This window comes from Bradyrhizobium erythrophlei (assembly GCF_900129425.1).
Classification (GTDB): Bacteria; Pseudomonadota; Alphaproteobacteria; order Rhizobiales; family Xanthobacteraceae; genus Bradyrhizobium; species Bradyrhizobium erythrophlei_C.
In genome coordinates this window covers 3,084,238-3,099,227 of record NZ_LT670817.1, presented here as the reverse complement: position 1 = coordinate 3,099,227, position 14,990 = coordinate 3,084,238, and the positions used below count along the sequence as shown (strand labels likewise).

Sequence of the window (14,990 nt, the reverse complement as noted above, 5' to 3'; positions counted from 1 at the left end):
GCGCCACATCAACAACCGCGTCATGCTTGCGGTGCTGTGGTCGATCGACCTGCGACTGGCCGAGGAGCGGAATTACGAGATGGCGCCCGCCTCGTTGCGCCAGTTCGCGCCGTCCCAGATCACCATGTGCGAGAGCGTGGCGTCCCAGAACTTGGCGCCGCGCACGCGCGGATAGACACCGAGTTCGCTGGTCGGACGCTGGGTGGTCGGCCCCGACGGTGCGAGGTAGGTCCAACCGTTGGCCTGAAGATGCGTGGCGTCGAACTCCGGCACGTCCTGAGCGCCGGCAGTGGCGGAATAGGTGCGGCCGTTGACCTTGACGTTGCCGCCGTTGGCGGGCGGGATCAGACGGTGCGTGAGCGGCGCGGTCATTTACATTCCCCTTGGGCTGAGTTCGGTTTTTGTTACGGTGATGGGTTCTTGCGCCAGGTGCAGCGCGAGAGCTTGATTGTTCCGCTGCAGGCCACGCCGGACTCGAGATAGACGCCGAACTGGAATCTGGACACGGTGCGGGCCGCCGTGAGCGGGGCGGCCGGGCCGCCGCGCATGATGCCGTTGAAATTCGGCGGCTGCCCCAGCGCGTTGCCGGAGGCCTCCCAAACCGTCACGCCATCCGTTGCGAAAAAGGTGCCGCCGACTCCGGTCAGTCCGGCCATCTCGACATCAGCCCAGCAGTCGTAGACATCGCCGATGTTGCCGCTGTAGGCCTGATCTCGATAGAGCAGGAGAATGCCGGAGGAGCCGGGCGTCCCGCTGAAGTTGGCGACCATCTGAGGGAAGCCGTTCTTTGTCGCGATCGAGCACGTTGTTGTCATGCCGGTCACGTTGACGCCGGCATTCCACCCGGTAGGAACGCTGCCGGTCGTGCCAGTGCCAAGAAGGACGCCGGCCGTTCCCTCGGTCATGTCGTTGTCGACGAGCAGATTGCCCCAGTCGGATGCGCTGTTGAACAGCACAGAGTTGGTAACCGCTTTCGACGCCCATGCTGCGCCGACCGCCGATCCGACCAGCCACGCGCCGGGCCTGTTCGGGTGCAGACCCTCGACAGTGTCGACACCGATCGTCGAGTTGAAGCCGATGGTTTCGAGGTTCACCGGGATCGCCGGATACTGCAGCGTCATGATGCTGGCGTTGAGCGCCTGCCTGACCGTCTCGTAGGCGGCGGTCCACGCGCTGTCGCTGCGCGGCAGGACGGTGTGGACGAAGACCGCCTTCACGCCGCCGGCAGTGAGTTCGCTGACGATCGCCTGGATGTTGGCGAAGATCGCCGCCGCGCCCGACCCAAGGCCCGTGATGTCGTTGGTGCCGATGTGCAGATCGACCACGTCAGGAGACAGCGTCAGCGTGCTGGCGACGCCGCCGGTGGTCGTGGCGTTCCGCGAAAGCATATCGACCGTGGTTGACCCGCCAACGCCTTGGTTGGATACGAGATAGAACCGGCCACCGCTGTAGTAGAGCGCCGGGTTCAGAAGGCTCGGCCCCACCGAGCCTGCCATGATGGAGTCACCAAGGCCGACCATCCGCGCCTGCAGCGGGAATGTGACCTGCGGTATGTTGCCGTTTTCGTCGCGCCATGTTGCCCCGTCCCACGAGACCAGATGGTCGACGGACGTGTCCCAGAACGTGGTGCCGCGAAGCAACGGATAAGGCCCGACAGCCGCGTGCGGTCGCGCCGACGTGGGGCCGCTGACGGCCAGAAAGCTCCAGCCATTCGCTTGCAGCGCCATGGAATCATAGTCGGGGACGTCCTGCCCACCGGCGGCCGGATCATAGACGCGACCGTCGAGAGTGACCTTTGACGCGACGGCCGGCGGGATCAGTCGATGCGTGGTCATTTTCTCAGGGCTTCGCTCTGCTTGCGGTTATCGGGCTTCGTTCGCTCGATCCGCATCGCGTTGATGCGGCGGAGTTCTTCGAGGGTCAGCATCGGCTTCTTGCTCTGCTTCGCCTCGTTGCGGCGGGCGCCGCGATAGGAGCCTGCTGGTCTGGGCATATCGATCACTCGTCTTCGTCGGGGGCGGGCTTGGGCCCGCCGGTCGTGACCGGTGTGGGTGTCGGCGGGACGGCAGCTGCCATCGCCTTGGCCGCCTCGACCTGCTTGTCGATCAGGTTGGCGTCGATCGGCACGTAGCCGGTGGCCGTTTTGACCATGAGCTGGTTGGCCGCCGGGTTCGGATCGGGTTGCTCGCCGAGCTTCTCGCGCACCTGATTGATGGTGAGCATGCCGTCCTCGGCGTAGCCGCGCAGGATGGTCGACTGCTTTTCTTGGTCGACCTCTTCCTCTTCGGTCCACGCGAACTCGATGTCATCGTCGCCGAAACGGCGTGTGATGATCTCGTTGAACATCTCACCCGCCCACTCCTTGAGCGGGTCGAGCCCCTCCTCCTCGGCCGTCTTCTCGTGCTGCTCGGCGGTCGAGCGGTTCGAGAGCGCGACAAAGGCCTGCGGCGGATACGAGAAGGCGAAGCAGACGATGCGGACCAGCCACTCGTCGAACTCGTTCTTGAGCGGCGGTTCGTGGGTCGGGGTGTACTTGCCCTCGCCGGCGACGAACTTCATCCGTCGGCGCATCGCCAGATTGCCGGAATACAGGCCGTCCCAATAGTCTTGGAAACGCTGGATCTGATCCGGCGTCCACGACTCCGGCAGGCCGTACACGGCGTCGGGCTGGTTGCCCTCGCGGAAGTATTCGAGCTGAGCGACGCTGCGGCGCATCGCGATCGAGACGGTCATCATCACCTGCTCGACCGGCGACAGGCCGTAGGCCTTGCCGGGGCGCAGATTGAGCGGACGATAGATCAGGTCCCACGTCGTGTAGTTGACCGCGGGCAGACCCTTGAGCACCTGCTGATAGGCGGGCGGAAGCAGCACCTGCTTCGGGGTCTTCATACCCATCGGCATCTGGTGGGCGACGACCTCGCCGGGGGCGAGTACGAAGCCGAGGCTCCGGAAGTTCTCAGCCGTGACGGTGTAGCCGTTCCAGTCGAAAGGCTGTCCGGTCCAGACGATCGGCTGCGGCGTGCGGCCCCAGTCGTCGATGACGCGCTTGATGGTCGAGCCGTCGATGTAGCGCAGGCCGATCAGGTCGCCGCCGATGCTGTGCTCGCAGTAGAGGCTGGGCGCGTCGAGGACGAGCAGGTCTTCCAGCAGCGCCCGCAGCCAGACCCGGAAGGTCAGCTCGCGGTCGGGGTACTTGAAGAAATTCGTGATGTCGGCCAGGCGCTGACGCTTGGCCTTCGGCAACTCGGTGATCGCTGGCCGCTTCTTGGTCGGATCGTCGTGCTTGACCCGGATCGCCCACGGCATCCGGCACATCTGATCCTTGCGGCGCTCGATGATGAGGCGCACGGGATCGAAGCTCTCGGCGAGCATGCGCAGGGCATGGAAGCTGACCGGCTCATAGGCGCGCGGCTGCGTCGTGAGGTTGTAGCCGGGGACATAGTCCCATGTGCGGCCGGCGACCTCGGGCGGCGCGATCGGCTGCATCGGCAGCAGCGGCCCCATCCAGTCCGGGCCAGTGTAGGAGAACTGGACGCCAGACTGCGGGCGCGCGCCATTCACGCGCACGTCATAGGAGCCGAGCTGCGACAGCTCGGTCATGCTGCGACCCTCTCCACGCGGAGTCGAGACCTTGTTCAGGTCAGGATCGTCGCCGACGTTATCGACCACGAGCCGTTACCCCTGGCTCCAAAGCGCGACAACGCCACCACCGGTGCCGAGCACGGTGCCGGTCGCCATGACGCGGCGGACCTGCATGTTGAACTGATAGGTCCCGACCGCGAGCGGAATATCGACAGCCTGCTGGTCGCTGCCATTGGCGAAGATCACCGCAATGCCGGTACCGCCGGAACCGATCGTCACGATCAGGCCGGCGGTGACGTTCAAAAGATCCTCGGTGTCGCTTGGCGTCACGACTGCGCCATTGCGGGCGGCCATGATCGGCTCGACGGTGGTGCCGGAGAGAGGGTCTTTAGCGGTCTTGGGCATAAACGTCCCTCTTCAAGGATGGTGTGATGGTCAGGCGGCCAGACGCTCCCAACCGCGCATTCCAAATGCGGTGGCGTCCTCCGCGGAGACCGAGACGATGCGGTCAACGGGAACCAGCATGCTGGTCCCGTCGATCAGGAAGAGCGTGCTGATGCCCTCTGGCACGAGCACGCGGTGTTTCTTGTTGGCGTCTGGCGGAGTGATCGCGTAGCCGAACTCCGGCTTCTTCTCGTCGGCCTGTTGCTCTGGAAGCGTGCCGGCCTTCTCGTTGAGCCTTCTGTAGTATTCGATCCAGTTGTTGGCGCCGTCCTGCAGCGCGATATCCGTCACTGCCCAGACCCACGCATCAGCGCGATCCGGCGACTTGGCGCCGCCGTATCCGAGCGACGTGAACGCGCAAAGCTGATCCTCCAGCTGCGGGAACTGGCCGACGTGGCGGACGCCGTCGCGCGTATACAACGTGGATACAGGCTCGGCCCGGATGTGCTTGCCGGTGGAGGCGCGCACGGTCTTGACCGGCACGTTGCCGTCCTGGGCGCGGATCACGGCCTCGACCATGCCGCCGCCGTAGTTGATCTCGGCGAGGATGTGATCGGCCTTGTAATAGTGGTAGGCAGCGACCGCCACCTCGGCCCATCCAAGACGCTTCTGCCCTGTCTCGGGATCGATGCCCTGACCGATGGGCCCGGCCACCAACGACAGGTCGGCGCGCAGGTAGACTTTCTGATCCTTGCCGAGCGAGGCGACGATGATGCCGATCTCGTCGTTCAGCGGCTTCATCTCGATGTCGGATGAATCGCCCGCTTCGCTCGCCCCCGACGGGTCGATTGCGATCACGGTCTGGACGAACTCGGGCTCCTCGCCGGGGTTGACGCGGCAAGCCTCGATCAGATCGAGGGTCCAAAGCGCGTTGTTGACCTCGTCGATGTACTCGCCCTTGAAGAAGCGCTTGTTGTAGTTGCCGGTCGAGTTCTCGAGTTCCTTGACGTAGCCGGCGTCGAGGTTCTGGGCGTTGTCGATCGGATTGATGAACATCCGCTCGTAGTTTTCGGGATCGCCGAGCGGCGTGCGGCCGTTGTCGGGGTCGACCTTCAGCCCGAACAGCTGGTTGGTCCAATGCGACTTGCCGACCGGGTTGATGTCGTAGAGCATCCGCTGCGTGCAACCGTCGATCACCTGGGCGAGACGGGAGCGGACGAGCTTGGCCGAGTACCAGCTGATCTGGCTGCACTCGTTGAGAAAGATGGTGGCGTATTCGTTGCCGAGGATCTTGTCGACGCGGGCGGCGTCATCGAGGCCGCCGATCCAGACTTCCGATCCGTTCGGCAAGCGGATCAGGTTGTGAGGCGACTTGACGTGCTTATACCCCTGCGAGGGGAAGCACATCTTCATCACCTTCGGGATCGTATCGAGGGCGACGGAAGCGTCGGCGTGGACTGCGCGGAAGCGCAGGATCACATGGCGCGACCCCGGGAAGCGGATCGCACGCAGCATGATGGTGCGGACCAGCGTCGTGGTCTTGCCCGATCGCGCGCCGCCGACGAGGCAGGTGTGGCGCTGCGGGCCGCCCAGCAGTTTGGTCGCCTTGAGTTGAGCGGGCGTAGCGCCCTTCTCTCCCCAGCTATTGATTGGGGGGCCGCCGTTGTCCCCGATCTGGACTTTGCGGACGCCCTTAGAGCTTGGCATCGTCCGAGGAGATGACGATCACGGACGTGCCGCCTCCGGCGACCTCGCCTGAATGCTCCAGCTTCTGCGCCGCGTAGAGGCCGTGGAGCTTGGCCTGAATTTCCATGGTCCGGCGCGACTGCTCCTGCGCCTCGCTGTCGCCCTCGAATGCATTACCGAGCGTGCCGGTCAGCATCATTTCGAGACGGTCGCTCATGAGCGCTTTCAGCTCGGCAGCGCCTTCGACCGGCTCGCGGTCCTTGGCCCATTTGACGAGGCGGTGGGCGTACGCGATGTCGATCTTCATCTCGTCGGCGATCTGCTGGAACTTGTATCCGAGCAGCCGGTACTGGACGGCCTCTGCGGCCTTCTCCCTGAACCGGGCGGTGATGACGAGCTTGCGCGGGGCGGTCGAGGAGTTCTTGGTCGTGCGCTTGCCTTTGCGCTTGCGGCCGTCCTTACCGTCGCTCGCGAGTGCTTTGTATGGCATGGTGGGGGGATCTCAAAAAGAAAGGGGCCGTCCCGTCGGGGAGGCCCCTTTCTTTAACGGCCTATGGCAGCCGTTACTTCTTCGGGCTGTTGTCGGAGCCGCCCTTGTTCGACCGGCTCTTGCTCTTGCTCCGGCTCTTCGCGGCTTTCTTGTTGTTCCGACTGTTGGCCTTCTTCGCGGCCTTGCGGGTTTTCGCGGCGGTCTTGCGAGTTTTCTTGGCGACCTTTTTCGCCTTCTTTGCCTTCTTAGCCATGATGGCTACTCCTTCCGGTTAAAATGCGTCGGGGAAGGCGCCGACGCTACGCCTCGTTCCCCTTCTTCTTGGGGAACGCCGTTACCAGCCGCTCGAGTGTTCTTTGCGGTGGACGAATCTTCTGTAACTTGAATTTTGGTCTGGGCAGTTCGTGGCCGAGGCACTGGGCGAGAATGTAGCCGTCGACGAACTCGGCATCCGGGTTCGGATAGCCTGTCTTCTTCAGCATCTCGGTGGCAGCGTCGCCGTCGGCGAACACAACGACGAAATAGTAGTCGTTGGCGCCCTGATTCTTGTGGGCCTCGTTCTGGCGCTTGAGGTCGGCCTTGATCGTCGACCCGTCCGTGACGGGCTTCTCGCCGTTGAGCGCCGTATCGAGGCGCTTCAGACGCTCGGCCTCTTCCTCTTCCGGCTTGAGGTCCTCCGGCATGTCTGCGAGAGCGTCTTCCCCGTCGCCGACGAAGTCGAGGGCCTTGGCGGCTTCGCGCCGCTTGGCGATCGAGGCCATGTCGATTTTCTTGAGGCCGCCGCCCTCGGTCTTTTTGATCCCGATCGTGATCTTCTTCAGGGCCATGAGGGCTAAGCCCGCTTTTACCAGCTGAGGTCGATGCCGCCGCCGGTGTCGCAGACGGGGCCGCTGTCAAAGCTGATGCCGCTGTCGAATGACGGGCCGGGATCATAGGCCGGCGCGTCGTAGCCGCCACCATAGCCGCCGCCGTTCTCGACAATCACGGTGTCGCGGTGACCGCCGGCGAGCGCCTCGCCGAGCAGGACGCCGGTGAGCAGGTCAGAGCCGGAGGCGCCCTGCATCATAACGGGAGCCACCATGGGAGATGCGTAGACGCCCGGAGCGGCGGTATAGCCGCCGGACGAAACTGCTGGACCGCGCTCGCTCTGCCGATACGTCGTCCTCGACGCATAGTCATCGGAAAAGCGCGCCGCGCGAAAGCGCGCCGCATCGACCTTTGCCCTCCGCATCGAGACGATGAAGGCGAACAGGATCGACATGAAGCCGAGGACGAACAGCACGATCAGGAACAGCGCGAAGGTCGAGATGTGGACGTGGTGCATTGGGGGATGCCTTGGTGTGGGGGTGGACGATCAGGCGATGGGGTTCGGCACGCAGGAGCCGTCGAAGACCTGGTCAGCGCGACGAGGAGCGCGGTGGCTGCTCTCGCCGTTCATGAGCCGGCGCTTGATCTCGTTGCGCAGATAGGCAGCCGCCACGACCAGGTTGGCGATGTCCGAGCCGTAGTCGCGGAAGCCACCCCAGTCCGCGGGGAAGAACTCCATCTCGGCCTGATCGAATGCCGACTCGCGGGTGTCGCTGAACTCGGTGATGCCGACCGCGTAGATCTGGGCGAGTGCCGCACCCATCAGCTGACCCTGCGAGATGTCGGCGCGATCGTTGGTCTCGCCCCACATCTTGGTCTGGAGCAGGACCTCGCCGTCGACGAGTTGGCGAGAGAGTTCAGCGGCTTCTTGGGCGGTCAGCATGGGCGTGGGGCTCCCGATGTTGGGGGTGGGGTTAGATTTGGAGAGAGCCGCTTGCCCAGTTAGCCCTTGCGGGCATCTCACAACTGAATTGGGTAGCGCCCACTCTCTCCAAAAACTCGATCAGCGGAGCGCGGCGATGATGCCGTGGAAGGCGAGGACGATCGTGCAGAGGAAGCCGACCAGCATGAAGGCGTCGACGACATAGTCCGAGCGCGACGGGTTGGCCTTGCGGGTGGCGAGGTCGTCGCACAGCAGGCACAGCATCAGGATCGACACGACAAGCGCCATCAGCGAGCAGAAGAACATCATCAGATGCCCGCCTTCTTGGCGCGCTCGCCGAACTCGCAGCGCCATCCGGCGAGGCGCTCGGCGGGATGCTCTTTCACCCAGTCGGCGAGCTGCGGCGCGCCCATCAGGCACGCCGTCATCGAGATTTGGGCGAAGTTGGAGGTCGTGACGACCTCGTCGTGGCAGTCCTGCGGTGAAGCGAGGCTGCAAAGGACGGCGATGACTTTGATCATGGGGGTCTCAGTCGTTGGGGTGCTTGGCACGGTCGAGAATGCGGTAGACGTCGAGCCGGGTAAGGCCCATCTCGTCGGCGATCTCCTGGAGGGACCATCCGCGGCGACGCAGCAGCAGGATCTTGGCGTCCCGCTGTACGAGGTCGATGAACGTCATCGGATGCCGTCGGCGACGACGGTCACGACGCGGATCGCGTCTTCAAGCGTGGGCACGCGATAGCTGATCACTTCGTTGATCAGCATGTGCTCGTGCGGATTGCCTTTCGGCTCCATCGCCACAACGATCGGTATGCGCTTCACGTCGGCCCATGTGATCTCCATGACGGTGCCGATGGAGACGCTGGTTGCTCCCAGCAGGTTGACCAGCAGGAGGTCGCAGCGCGTGGCGTCGAAACGGTTCTGGCTGGTGATGCCGCGCGGCGTCGAGAGTACGTTGAGGTGCTGGTAGCCCTCGCCTGTCCCCGATATCTTGCCGATGTCGCGGAGATATTCCTGGCCCCGCAGCGGTGAGATACCTTGGATGCCGGACCTGAAAAGCGCGGTCTTGGCGATAGCGCGCCAGTTCTCGGCGCCATCATAGGTCAGCCCCGTGATGGGACCGGCCATGTAGACGGTAAAGGGTCTCACGTGGGGTAGAACCTCTGATTGATTTCGTAGCGAAGCAGCTCGGCCTCGGCGATCGGGAACCACTCCAAGATCCGCTCGTAGTCGCGCGGGTAGTGCTTCCTGAGCGGGATCAGGTACAGGTAGGAGAAGCCGTCGAGCGAGCGCGGCAGGAACGTGTAATCGGGCGGCAGCGAGATGCCGCTCTTCTCGATCTCGTCCATCAGCCGCTGCTTGGACCAGTCCCAGATCGGCGCCCAGTTGCCGGCGCCGGAACGGATCGGTCCGTGCTTGCGGATCGACAGGAAGCGGATCGCGTTGTCGAGGGCGCGGACGCCCGTGGCGGACAGGATGTCGCCCTCGATGCCTTCCTGATCCTTGACCATTTGAACCACGTCGGCGTGGTTGAGGTGCGGGATCGATGAGGCAGCGAGGGTCTGTGAGCGGCGGATGGGCTGGAACATGCCCTCGCGCAAGTGTTTGTAGAACGCCGGGTTCGGCATGCGCAGGATGCGCCGGCCGAACAGGTTTTTCTCGTAGTAGGCGATGCTCTCGTCGATGAGTTCCAGTCCCGGCACGTCGTCGTAGTGGAACGGGATCATCTCGATCTTATCGCGGAGCGCCAGCGCTGCCGCGATGGAGTCCTTGCCGCGCGAGAACGCGATCAGAGTCTTGTCGCCGTAGCGTTCCTTGTACTCGGCGATCAGGTCGTCGCCGCGCAGGTGCTTGATCGAGTCGAGACCGGCCACGGGATCACGTCATTGAGCGACGAACGACGCCTTGAAGTCGGCGTCGGCATGGACGGAAATCGTTCCGTCCGGCATCGCGACGATCCAGTTGTTGACGGGCACCTGGACCGGCGCCTGCCCTGACTGAATGACGTAGATCGAGGCTGCGTTGTAGAAGCAGACCGCGCTCTTGGACGGATCGCGACCGCTGCTGATCGCAGCGCAAAGCGCCTCGGCGTCCGCAGCGGACATTCCGGCCACGAACTGACCGGCGGGATAGAGCGTGGCAGCGTAATAGGTCTTGAGCATCACTCACTCCATCCGTGGCGGCCGTCGTAATAGGCGAACGTCACCACGGCCATGCCGACCGCATATGCAGCCCAGTGGTAGCCATGCTCGGCGAAGGAGACCGCGGCGCCTATGCCGTAGCCCTCGAACAGGCCAGCGATAAGCGATCTCATCGTACTACCCTCACCGGCGCGTCAGTCTCGATCACGAGCCGCGCGCCGCACGGCAGGATGGCCTTGTGCGGCGAATAGACGACCCGTGAGGGGCCATCGATCTCGACCTCGTTTGCATACGTCGGCTTGCCGTAACGCCCACGCTGGAGGCGGACAGCGGGATTGTCGGTGCCATGCTTGGCGTTGGAGGCGATCACGTTGCGGTTGACGTGGACGTAGGTCGTCACGGCTTGCGCTCCGGCATGATCACCGTCACCCGGTATTCGACACGGCGATGCGTGCAGAGATGGTTGATCTCGTCGGTGACGAGGGCGGCGCCGCGCTTGGCGATCTCCTCACCGAGGTGAAGCGCCAAGCCATGCCTGACCCTCTCCATCAAGAGATCCGGCGACGGGATCACGTCCAGATCGCGCAGCTCGATCCTGTAATCCACCGTCGCCTCCACGACGCGGTCGCGCTCGACCACGACGTAGCCGTTGGCTTCCAGAAGCTGCTTGGCGGCCCTGATCTCGTCGTTCGTAGGCTTCCTCGGCCCGGCGACCGTCACGGCTACCATGTGACCGGCGCTCCGAGGCGCGCAGTGTGGGTCTTGCCGACAAAGCGCGGGCCGTCATAGACCGGAGGCTCGCCCGTGACAGGCTCGCAGAGCGCGGGGCATTTGCCGGAGCGACCGAGCTTCGCGCCGCATTTGCACAGGCTGGAAATCGGGAAGGCATTCGCCGGGCGAAACACCGGAGGTCCCAGCGGCGCGGCAGCCTCCTTGATCGGAGGCGGCGTGATGTCCTTGAATACGTCAGGCACCCGAAGTGGTTCAACGACGGGTTCGGCGCGAACGACGCGCTTGAACTCAGGCCTTGGCTTCGGCGGCGCCGGCGGATGACCGGCGGCGCGACGGGCGGCTTCCGCCTTGGCGTCGTCGACGCTGGCGAAGTGCCCAACAAAGGCGCCGCGTACCCATGCCGCGACCGCGCCGGGGCGTTCGCAGACGTAGAGGCGGCCCTTGCCGCTATCACAGAAGGCGGCACGCTTGCCGCCGATTTCGATATGCTTCCAGATCATGTGGGGGATCTTCGTGGGGATTAAAGCTCGACGCCTCGGCGCTCAAGCTCGGTCTCGATGCCGTCGAAGACGCCTTCCAGCGGCGCCAGCATGAGCGTGACGGTGACGATGATGGAGGCGCGCCACGCGAGCAGGAAGAAGGTCACGGCAGCTTCGAGCTCCAGCGCGTGTCGTTGGTGGCGAGCGGACGGAACCGCGCGATCAGCGAGCCGACATCGTGGAAAATGAAGCCTATGGAGTTGGCCAGCATCCGCTGCACCACGCCCGGATCGAGCTTCTCGGTCAGCGCGCCGTTGTGGATGCCGAGCACCCACGCCTTCGGGCCGGTCTTGGGGAAGCCGTCATAGATGCTGTCGGGGCGGTCGAGGACGCCCGACACCTTGTCGTGCATCACGAGCTTGCCCGCGAGGCCGTTCTCCCACCAGACGGCGTGACGGCCACAGTCGCACCAGCGGACCTTGAAGTCCGTCCGCGACGGGGCGACGATGTCGCCGCAGTCCTCGCAGAGCATCAGCTTCATGCGTTCACCTTGCGGAGTTCGCCGGCAAAGAACACGGCGTGGAACACCGCGCCGAGTTCGGACCAGGTGCAGCCAACGCGGCCAGCGGCCTCGGCACTCTCGACCGTCATCTTGAACGGCCTGCCCTCTGCAACGACGATCTCGCCGACGCGGAAGTGAGGATCTTCAGGGGTGCTCATGGTCATGCCCGCCGCTTCGGCTTGCGCTCGACGCGCTTCGGCTTGAGCTTGGCGTTGCGGCCGAACGTCCAGCCGCCGTAGCCGTGCTCTTGATTGAACGAGAGAGACCTCAGCCGGCTATAGCCGCGCCTGAAGCTCATCGGGGGCGAGATCGGGCGCTGGCCGTTGGCCTCGCGCTCGCGATTGATCGTACACAGATCTTCGTGGCTGCGGACATCGTCGTTCTCGTAGACCGACGGTAGCAGCGCGCTCACCGGTGCTGCTCCAGCAGCGTGATGATGTGGTCGTTCTGCTCGACCAGATGGCCAAGGCCGATCCAGAGCAGCGCCACGATGACGAACATCAGGATGGTCTTCATTGCTGCGCTACCCGACGACGAAGGTGCCGGGCGGCAATTCCTCGCCGGGTGAAGGCTCCGCGACGCAGGAGATCCGCTTGGTGTCCCAGATGTGCACGAAGTGCTTGCCGGGCCCGTACGCGACGGGATTGTCGTTCTTCCAGCCGTCCGGAGTGAGGCTCTGGGTCTGGACGACGACGCGCTCGACGTGCTCGGGCACGTCGATCGTAACGCTTACAGTCATGGTGGGCTCCGAAGTGGGGGTTCGGGGTGGTGGGGATTACTTGGGCAGCTTGACGTCCTTGCAGCCGCCGTCAGCCTTGCAGTTGTGGACTGCGTTCATGCTCAAGGTGCCGGTGGCAACCGCGAGGCTCCCGGCCGAGATGGCGACGCCGGCGACCGCGAGACCCGTGGCGAGAGGGACGGACGCGCATCCGCCCAGCGAGCACGCCAGCAGCGCGATAACTGCGATCTTCTTCATGCCGCCCTCGATGAATTGGCTTGGAGGCTTGCGGACCTCCGACGATGTTTCGCCCCATCGCCTTACAGCGGGCTGATTTGGTCGCCGGTTTCCCTGCCTTCCGTCGGGACGTGCCTTGCACCGACATCTGCCGACCGGACACGTCGCCCTCCGGTTAGCACAGCTTGCTATGAGCGGGGGCCGGTGACCGTACCGTTGCGACGGCAGTGACGGGCGGACACCCCTGGGTGAAGAAAGTTACTCGCTCTTTCCGGCGTCCCGATCGGGCACGGGCCCGACGAGCGAGTTATTGGTTTTCCGGAGATTGTGAAGAACAGTTGAATTGCGGACGTAGCCGCCGCGAGGTACGCGCAGCCCATGAAAAAGCTCGCGATCAAGACCGCTTGGCTATTGCTTTGCCCGGCGCTCTACCTGCTCTGGGACGCCTTACTGCCGTTCTGCGCCTTCATCCGGTTCAAGGCGAAAGTGATCTTCCGAAAGAACCGCTTCAACTATGAGTGATGAGTTTAAGGCGCCGCCTGACATCGGCGTCAAGAACGTGCTGGTGTGGATGTTTGCCGTCGTCCTTTGGGTGATATGCCTGCCCGTCTACATCTCGATCTGGGCGTGGAAGTGGGCGACGGGACAAAGTCCGCGAGTCCGCCTCTGGATGTTCACCTCCGAGGATTAACTCACGGCGAAATGAAATGGGCGCGGCCGTTGACACATGGCCCCACTTAGCCAGCCACCCCTATGTCTTCAGGTGACGAACGGCTGGCACCGCGCTTTGGTTGGTGCTGGAAGATGGGATTGAACCACCGACCGTCAGTTTACAAAACTGCTGCTCTACCGCTGAGCTATTCCAGCGAATTGGGTGCGTTCTTTCCCGCCGTCACCAACCCGCTTTGATCCGCGACTACCCGCCTTGTACTTCGACGGCTACGCGAGGGAGCGTGGGGCCTTGCGGCTTGCGGTACGAACCCTGACTGGTTGCTCGAGCAGCTTCCGGCGAGCGGAGTGCGTCGGCACGACCCTGATCCGATCAGGTCTGAGCTGCTGGCAGGCGCGCCCGGGAGGCGCGCCGCATGTCGGGCAGTGCACGACTTTGGCGATCGGGTTGGTCATCTCATCCAGCCTATCTCGGCGAACTGGCGCTGCGGGCCATAGCCGCAGACTTACGACTCTTTTGAGTGCTTCCGCCAGAAACAAATCGAGGGACGCCCCCGACAGAAGCGCCCCTCGTTTAGTCGGAATGTGCGGCACATCAAGGCGCCGATCATCGAGAGGCGAGATAGCAAGGCGCGAGTCCTGCCGCAAGCCCGTCGCCGAAAAAAATCACACGGCGCTGTTGCGCTTGTCGAGCGCGCTCTGTCCCGGCGCCGGATCACCCATCAGCCACGAGACGATGGGCCGCGGAGCAGCGTTGCGACGGTGCGCGTCGGCAATCATCTCGGGCGTCGGCCGATGCTTCGGGAGATCGCGCTCGTCGATCATGTCGGCAGACTTGAGAGCGTCGTGCATCAATGCGGCACTCATCATGAGGGCAGAACCTCTTCGACCTGGCTGGGCCCGATCCAGAGCGCGCCTTCGAGTTCGAGCACGCGCCCGCCCCCGGTGGGGACGTAGACCTTGGTGATCTTCCAGAAGCGGTCCGGCATGTGCTTGGTGCGGACCATCTGGCCGACGCGCAGGTTGACGATCTGCTTGCTGGTCATGGCGCTGACTTCCGACCTTGCAGCTCATAGCCGCAGGCGCCGGGATCATACCCGGAGCCCTGAAGCTCGTAGGAGACGGGCGCCGCGTCGGTGGCGAGTTCGATCTCGCCGAGATAGCGCCAGTGGCGCACGCCATCGCCGGTGTCGATCACCGCGTAGTGTCGAACGCCGGACGGGGGCGCATCGAACCTGATCTCGGTGATGACGCCTTGCAGGCCGCCGTCGCGGACGCGGTCGCCGAGCTTGAAGTCGCGGGTCACCGCTCGATCTCCGTCGAAGCCAGCGTGCGACGCCCCGTCGCCGACGGCTTCTTGAAGAGATCATTGAAGGCCGGCACGCAACCCGGGCACAGAGCGTAGTAGTTAAGCGTGCCGCCGTTGCGTGTCTTTTCGATCGTGATCCACTCGTCCGGGACGAGCCTAATATCCGAGATCGTGGCCTCGCCACCGCACCGATCGCAAACGATCAGGTGCTGGGCGGGGATGGTTCGGACGCTCATTCGTCCTCGCCCGCGA

34 protein-coding genes and 1 tRNA gene are annotated in these 14,990 nt (G+C 64.1%); 2 read left to right on the top strand and 33 right to left on the bottom strand.

Features of this window, described 5'->3' with window-relative positions; all coding sequences use genetic code 11:
• Window positions 1-72 precede the first annotated feature (72 nt).
• The 27 genes from B5527_RS14640 to B5527_RS14530 form a co-directional block, all read right to left on the bottom strand.
• Entirely contained in the window at window positions 73-372 is a 300-nt protein-coding gene (locus tag B5527_RS14640; RefSeq protein WP_079602011.1) for a hypothetical protein, read from the bottom strand.
• A 32-nt stretch (window positions 373-404) separates the two neighbouring features.
• The gene (locus B5527_RS14635) at window positions 405-1,835 is read right to left on the bottom strand and encodes an SGNH/GDSL hydrolase family protein (RefSeq protein WP_079602010.1); all 1,431 of its coding nucleotides are present in this window, start codon (window positions 1,833-1,835) and stop codon (window positions 405-407) included.
• Window positions 1,832-1,993, bottom strand: a complete 162-nt coding sequence (locus B5527_RS43900) for a hypothetical protein (RefSeq protein WP_154072249.1) — start codon at window positions 1,991-1,993, stop codon at window positions 1,832-1,834. Before B5527_RS43900 ends, B5527_RS14635 begins: the two co-directional genes overlap by 4 nt.
• A gap of 5 nt (window positions 1,994-1,998) precedes the next feature.
• Window positions 1,999-3,600 (bottom strand): phage portal protein, encoded by a 1,602-nt coding sequence (locus B5527_RS14630; protein ID WP_154072248.1) that lies wholly within the window; start codon window positions 3,598-3,600, stop codon window positions 1,999-2,001.
• Between the two features lie 75 nt (window positions 3,601-3,675).
• Window positions 3,676-3,987: a spike base protein, RCAP_Rcc01079 family gene (locus B5527_RS14625; RefSeq protein ID WP_079602008.1), complete on the bottom strand. Its 312-nt coding sequence runs from the start codon at window positions 3,985-3,987 to the stop codon at window positions 3,676-3,678.
• A gap of 30 nt (window positions 3,988-4,017) precedes the next feature.
• Window positions 4,018-5,673, bottom strand: a complete 1,656-nt coding sequence (locus B5527_RS14620; protein WP_079602007.1) for a phage terminase large subunit — start codon at window positions 5,671-5,673, stop codon at window positions 4,018-4,020.
• A complete protein-coding gene (locus tag B5527_RS14615) occupies window positions 5,660-6,142 on the bottom strand; it encodes a hypothetical protein (RefSeq protein WP_079602006.1) in 483 nt (160 codons plus the stop codon). Before B5527_RS14615 ends, B5527_RS14620 begins: the two co-directional genes overlap by 14 nt.
• 73 nt (window positions 6,143-6,215) lie before the next feature.
• Window positions 6,216-6,395 (bottom strand): hypothetical protein, encoded by a 180-nt coding sequence (locus tag B5527_RS14610; protein ID WP_079602005.1) that lies wholly within the window; start codon window positions 6,393-6,395, stop codon window positions 6,216-6,218.
• Between the two features lie 46 nt (window positions 6,396-6,441).
• Window positions 6,442-6,969 (bottom strand): hypothetical protein, encoded by a 528-nt coding sequence (locus B5527_RS14605; protein ID WP_079602004.1) that lies wholly within the window; start codon window positions 6,967-6,969, stop codon window positions 6,442-6,444.
• Window positions 6,970-6,986: 17 nt separating this feature from the next.
• The gene (locus B5527_RS14600) at window positions 6,987-7,466 is read right to left on the bottom strand and encodes a hypothetical protein (RefSeq protein ID WP_079602002.1); all 480 of its coding nucleotides are present in this window, start codon (window positions 7,464-7,466) and stop codon (window positions 6,987-6,989) included.
• A gap of 30 nt (window positions 7,467-7,496) precedes the next feature.
• Window positions 7,497-7,892 (bottom strand): hypothetical protein, encoded by a 396-nt coding sequence (locus B5527_RS14595; protein ID WP_079602001.1) that lies wholly within the window; start codon window positions 7,890-7,892, stop codon window positions 7,497-7,499.
• 120 nt (window positions 7,893-8,012) lie between these two features.
• Window positions 8,013-8,201: a hypothetical protein gene (locus B5527_RS14590; protein WP_079601999.1), complete on the bottom strand. Its 189-nt coding sequence runs from the start codon at window positions 8,199-8,201 to the stop codon at window positions 8,013-8,015.
• Window positions 8,201-8,413: a hypothetical protein gene (locus B5527_RS14585; RefSeq protein WP_079601998.1), complete on the bottom strand. Its 213-nt coding sequence runs from the start codon at window positions 8,411-8,413 to the stop codon at window positions 8,201-8,203. Before B5527_RS14585 ends, B5527_RS14590 begins: the two co-directional genes overlap by 1 nt.
• Window positions 8,414-8,420: 7 nt before the next feature.
• Window positions 8,421-8,570 carry a helix-turn-helix domain-containing protein gene (locus tag B5527_RS43895; protein ID WP_154072247.1) on the bottom strand — a complete coding sequence of 50 codons (150 nt, stop codon included), beginning with the start codon at window positions 8,568-8,570 and terminating at the stop codon, window positions 8,421-8,423.
• A complete protein-coding gene (locus B5527_RS14580) occupies window positions 8,567-9,040 on the bottom strand; it encodes a hypothetical protein (RefSeq protein ID WP_154072246.1) in 474 nt (157 codons plus the stop codon). The genes B5527_RS43895 and B5527_RS14580 overlap by 4 nt, the downstream gene beginning before the upstream one ends.
• Window positions 9,037-9,765, bottom strand: a complete 729-nt coding sequence (locus B5527_RS14575) for a hypothetical protein (RefSeq protein ID WP_079601996.1) — start codon at window positions 9,763-9,765, stop codon at window positions 9,037-9,039. The genes B5527_RS14580 and B5527_RS14575 overlap by 4 nt, the downstream gene beginning before the upstream one ends.
• Before the next feature lie 9 nt (window positions 9,766-9,774).
• Entirely contained in the window at window positions 9,775-10,053 is a 279-nt protein-coding gene (locus B5527_RS14570) for a hypothetical protein (RefSeq protein WP_079601994.1), read from the bottom strand.
• Window positions 10,053-10,205, bottom strand: a complete 153-nt coding sequence (locus B5527_RS43890) for a hypothetical protein (RefSeq protein ID WP_154072245.1) — start codon at window positions 10,203-10,205, stop codon at window positions 10,053-10,055. The genes B5527_RS14570 and B5527_RS43890 overlap by 1 nt, the downstream gene beginning before the upstream one ends.
• Window positions 10,202-10,432: a hypothetical protein gene (locus B5527_RS14565; RefSeq protein WP_079601993.1), complete on the bottom strand. Its 231-nt coding sequence runs from the start codon at window positions 10,430-10,432 to the stop codon at window positions 10,202-10,204. Before B5527_RS14565 ends, B5527_RS43890 begins: the two co-directional genes overlap by 4 nt.
• A complete protein-coding gene (locus B5527_RS14560) occupies window positions 10,429-10,761 on the bottom strand; it encodes a hypothetical protein (RefSeq protein WP_079601992.1) in 333 nt (110 codons plus the stop codon). The genes B5527_RS14565 and B5527_RS14560 overlap by 4 nt, the downstream gene beginning before the upstream one ends.
• Window positions 10,755-11,264: a hypothetical protein gene (locus B5527_RS14555; protein ID WP_079601990.1), complete on the bottom strand. Its 510-nt coding sequence runs from the start codon at window positions 11,262-11,264 to the stop codon at window positions 10,755-10,757. The genes B5527_RS14560 and B5527_RS14555 overlap by 7 nt, the downstream gene beginning before the upstream one ends.
• A gap of 20 nt (window positions 11,265-11,284) precedes the next feature.
• Entirely contained in the window at window positions 11,285-11,410 is a 126-nt protein-coding gene (locus B5527_RS47100) for a hypothetical protein (RefSeq protein ID WP_276329332.1), read from the bottom strand.
• Entirely contained in the window at window positions 11,407-11,784 is a 378-nt protein-coding gene (locus tag B5527_RS14550; protein WP_079601989.1) for a hypothetical protein, read from the bottom strand. The genes B5527_RS47100 and B5527_RS14550 overlap by 4 nt, the downstream gene beginning before the upstream one ends.
• Window positions 11,781-11,963: a hypothetical protein gene (locus B5527_RS14545; protein WP_079601988.1), complete on the bottom strand. Its 183-nt coding sequence runs from the start codon at window positions 11,961-11,963 to the stop codon at window positions 11,781-11,783. The genes B5527_RS14550 and B5527_RS14545 overlap by 4 nt, the downstream gene beginning before the upstream one ends.
• Before the next feature lie 2 nt (window positions 11,964-11,965).
• A complete protein-coding gene (locus B5527_RS14540; protein WP_079601987.1) occupies window positions 11,966-12,217 on the bottom strand; it encodes a hypothetical protein in 252 nt (83 codons plus the stop codon).
• Between the two features lie 111 nt (window positions 12,218-12,328).
• A complete protein-coding gene (locus B5527_RS14535) occupies window positions 12,329-12,544 on the bottom strand; it encodes a hypothetical protein (protein ID WP_079601985.1) in 216 nt (71 codons plus the stop codon).
• 36 nt (window positions 12,545-12,580) lie between these two features.
• On the bottom strand, window positions 12,581-12,781 hold the full coding sequence (locus B5527_RS14530; RefSeq protein WP_079601984.1) for a hypothetical protein: 201 nt from the start codon (window positions 12,779-12,781) through the stop codon (window positions 12,581-12,583).
• A gap of 357 nt (window positions 12,782-13,138) precedes the next feature.
• Between B5527_RS14530 and B5527_RS43885 the strand changes: the two genes are divergently transcribed.
• On the top strand, window positions 13,139-13,282 hold the full coding sequence (locus B5527_RS43885; RefSeq protein ID WP_154072244.1) for a hypothetical protein: 144 nt from the start codon (window positions 13,139-13,141) through the stop codon (window positions 13,280-13,282).
• Entirely contained in the window at window positions 13,275-13,451 is a 177-nt protein-coding gene (locus B5527_RS43880) for a hypothetical protein (RefSeq protein WP_154072243.1), read from the top strand. Before B5527_RS43885 ends, B5527_RS43880 begins: the two co-directional genes overlap by 8 nt.
• A gap of 101 nt (window positions 13,452-13,552) precedes the next feature.
• Here the strand turns inward: B5527_RS43880 and B5527_RS14525 are convergent.
• The 6 genes from B5527_RS14525 to B5527_RS14505 all read right to left on the bottom strand — a co-directional run bounded on the left by B5527_RS14525 (window position 13,553) and on the right by B5527_RS14505 (window position 14,974).
• A tRNA-Thr gene (locus B5527_RS14525) sits at window positions 13,553-13,627 on the bottom strand.
• 72 nt (window positions 13,628-13,699) lie between these two features.
• Window positions 13,700-14,023, bottom strand: coding sequence for a zinc finger domain-containing protein (locus tag B5527_RS47600; RefSeq protein WP_425305098.1), 324 nt, complete (start codon window positions 14,021-14,023; stop codon window positions 13,700-13,702).
• A gap of 72 nt (window positions 14,024-14,095) precedes the next feature.
• Window positions 14,096-14,299: a hypothetical protein gene (locus tag B5527_RS14520; RefSeq protein ID WP_154072242.1), complete on the bottom strand. Its 204-nt coding sequence runs from the start codon at window positions 14,297-14,299 to the stop codon at window positions 14,096-14,098.
• On the bottom strand, window positions 14,296-14,475 hold the full coding sequence (locus tag B5527_RS14515) for a hypothetical protein (protein WP_079601982.1): 180 nt from the start codon (window positions 14,473-14,475) through the stop codon (window positions 14,296-14,298). The genes B5527_RS14520 and B5527_RS14515 overlap by 4 nt, the downstream gene beginning before the upstream one ends.
• Window positions 14,472-14,735, bottom strand: a complete 264-nt coding sequence (locus tag B5527_RS14510; protein ID WP_079601981.1) for a hypothetical protein — start codon at window positions 14,733-14,735, stop codon at window positions 14,472-14,474. The genes B5527_RS14515 and B5527_RS14510 overlap by 4 nt, the downstream gene beginning before the upstream one ends.
• Window positions 14,732-14,974 (bottom strand): hypothetical protein, encoded by a 243-nt coding sequence (locus B5527_RS14505; protein WP_079601980.1) that lies wholly within the window; start codon window positions 14,972-14,974, stop codon window positions 14,732-14,734. The genes B5527_RS14510 and B5527_RS14505 overlap by 4 nt, the downstream gene beginning before the upstream one ends.
• Window positions 14,975-14,990: the final 16 nt, after the last annotated feature.

Excerpts from the sequence above, each read along its gene's own strand:
- B5527_RS14640 (WP_079602011.1), bottom strand. The coding sequence starts at position 372 with ATGACCGCGCCGCTCACGCACCGTCTGATCCCGCCCGCCAACGGCGGC.
- B5527_RS14545 (WP_079601988.1), bottom strand. The coding sequence starts at position 11,963 with ATGAGCACCCCTGAAGATCCTCACTTCCGCGTCGGCGAGATCGTCGTT.
- B5527_RS14530 (WP_079601984.1), bottom strand. The coding sequence starts at position 12,781 with ATGAAGAAGATCGCAGTTATCGCGCTGCTGGCGTGCTCGCTGGGCGGA.
- B5527_RS14505 (WP_079601980.1), bottom strand. The coding sequence starts at position 14,974 with ATGAGCGTCCGAACCATCCCCGCCCAGCACCTGATCGTTTGCGATCGG.
- B5527_RS14585 (WP_079601998.1), bottom strand. The coding sequence starts at position 8,413 with ATGATCAAAGTCATCGCCGTCCTTTGCAGCCTCGCTTCACCGCAGGAC.
- B5527_RS14590 (WP_079601999.1), bottom strand. The coding sequence starts at position 8,201 with ATGATGTTCTTCTGCTCGCTGATGGCGCTTGTCGTGTCGATCCTGATG.
- B5527_RS14630 (WP_154072248.1), bottom strand. The coding sequence starts at position 3,600 with ATGACCGAGCTGTCGCAGCTCGGCTCCTATGACGTGCGCGTGAATGGC.
- B5527_RS14515 (WP_079601982.1), bottom strand. The coding sequence starts at position 14,475 with ATGACCAGCAAGCAGATCGTCAACCTGCGCGTCGGCCAGATGGTCCGC.
- B5527_RS14625 (WP_079602008.1), bottom strand. The coding sequence starts at position 3,987 with ATGCCCAAGACCGCTAAAGACCCTCTCTCCGGCACCACCGTCGAGCCG.
- B5527_RS14570 (WP_079601994.1), bottom strand. The coding sequence starts at position 10,053 with ATGCTCAAGACCTATTACGCTGCCACGCTCTATCCCGCCGGTCAGTTC.
- B5527_RS14600 (WP_079602002.1), bottom strand. The coding sequence starts at position 7,466 with ATGCACCACGTCCACATCTCGACCTTCGCGCTGTTCCTGATCGTGCTG.
- B5527_RS14550 (WP_079601989.1), bottom strand. The coding sequence starts at position 11,784 with ATGAAGCTGATGCTCTGCGAGGACTGCGGCGACATCGTCGCCCCGTCG.
- B5527_RS14535 (WP_079601985.1), bottom strand. The coding sequence starts at position 12,544 with ATGACTGTAAGCGTTACGATCGACGTGCCCGAGCACGTCGAGCGCGTC.
- B5527_RS43880 (WP_154072243.1), top strand. The coding sequence starts at position 13,275 with ATGAGTGATGAGTTTAAGGCGCCGCCTGACATCGGCGTCAAGAACGTG.
- B5527_RS43885 (WP_154072244.1), top strand. The coding sequence starts at position 13,139 with ATGAAAAAGCTCGCGATCAAGACCGCTTGGCTATTGCTTTGCCCGGCG.
- B5527_RS14635 (WP_079602010.1), bottom strand. The coding sequence starts at position 1,835 with ATGACCACGCATCGACTGATCCCGCCGGCCGTCGCGTCAAAGGTCACT.
- B5527_RS43900 (WP_154072249.1), bottom strand. The coding sequence starts at position 1,993 with ATGCCCAGACCAGCAGGCTCCTATCGCGGCGCCCGCCGCAACGAGGCG.
- B5527_RS14620 (WP_079602007.1), bottom strand. The coding sequence starts at position 5,673 with ATGCCAAGCTCTAAGGGCGTCCGCAAAGTCCAGATCGGGGACAACGGC.
- B5527_RS14555 (WP_079601990.1), bottom strand. The coding sequence starts at position 11,264 with ATGATCTGGAAGCATATCGAAATCGGCGGCAAGCGTGCCGCCTTCTGT.
- B5527_RS14610 (WP_079602005.1), bottom strand. The coding sequence starts at position 6,395 with ATGGCTAAGAAGGCAAAGAAGGCGAAAAAGGTCGCCAAGAAAACTCGC.
- B5527_RS43890 (WP_154072245.1), bottom strand. The coding sequence starts at position 10,205 with ATGAGATCGCTTATCGCTGGCCTGTTCGAGGGCTACGGCATAGGCGCC.
- B5527_RS14520 (WP_154072242.1), bottom strand. The coding sequence starts at position 14,299 with ATGATGAGTGCCGCATTGATGCACGACGCTCTCAAGTCTGCCGACATG.
- B5527_RS14615 (WP_079602006.1), bottom strand. The coding sequence starts at position 6,142 with ATGCCATACAAAGCACTCGCGAGCGACGGTAAGGACGGCCGCAAGCGC.
- B5527_RS14605 (WP_079602004.1), bottom strand. The coding sequence starts at position 6,969 with ATGGCCCTGAAGAAGATCACGATCGGGATCAAAAAGACCGAGGGCGGC.
- B5527_RS14595 (WP_079602001.1), bottom strand. The coding sequence starts at position 7,892 with ATGCTGACCGCCCAAGAAGCCGCTGAACTCTCTCGCCAACTCGTCGAC.
- B5527_RS14560 (WP_079601992.1), bottom strand. The coding sequence starts at position 10,761 with ATGGTAGCCGTGACGGTCGCCGGGCCGAGGAAGCCTACGAACGACGAG.
- B5527_RS43895 (WP_154072247.1), bottom strand. The coding sequence starts at position 8,570 with ATGACGTTCATCGACCTCGTACAGCGGGACGCCAAGATCCTGCTGCTG.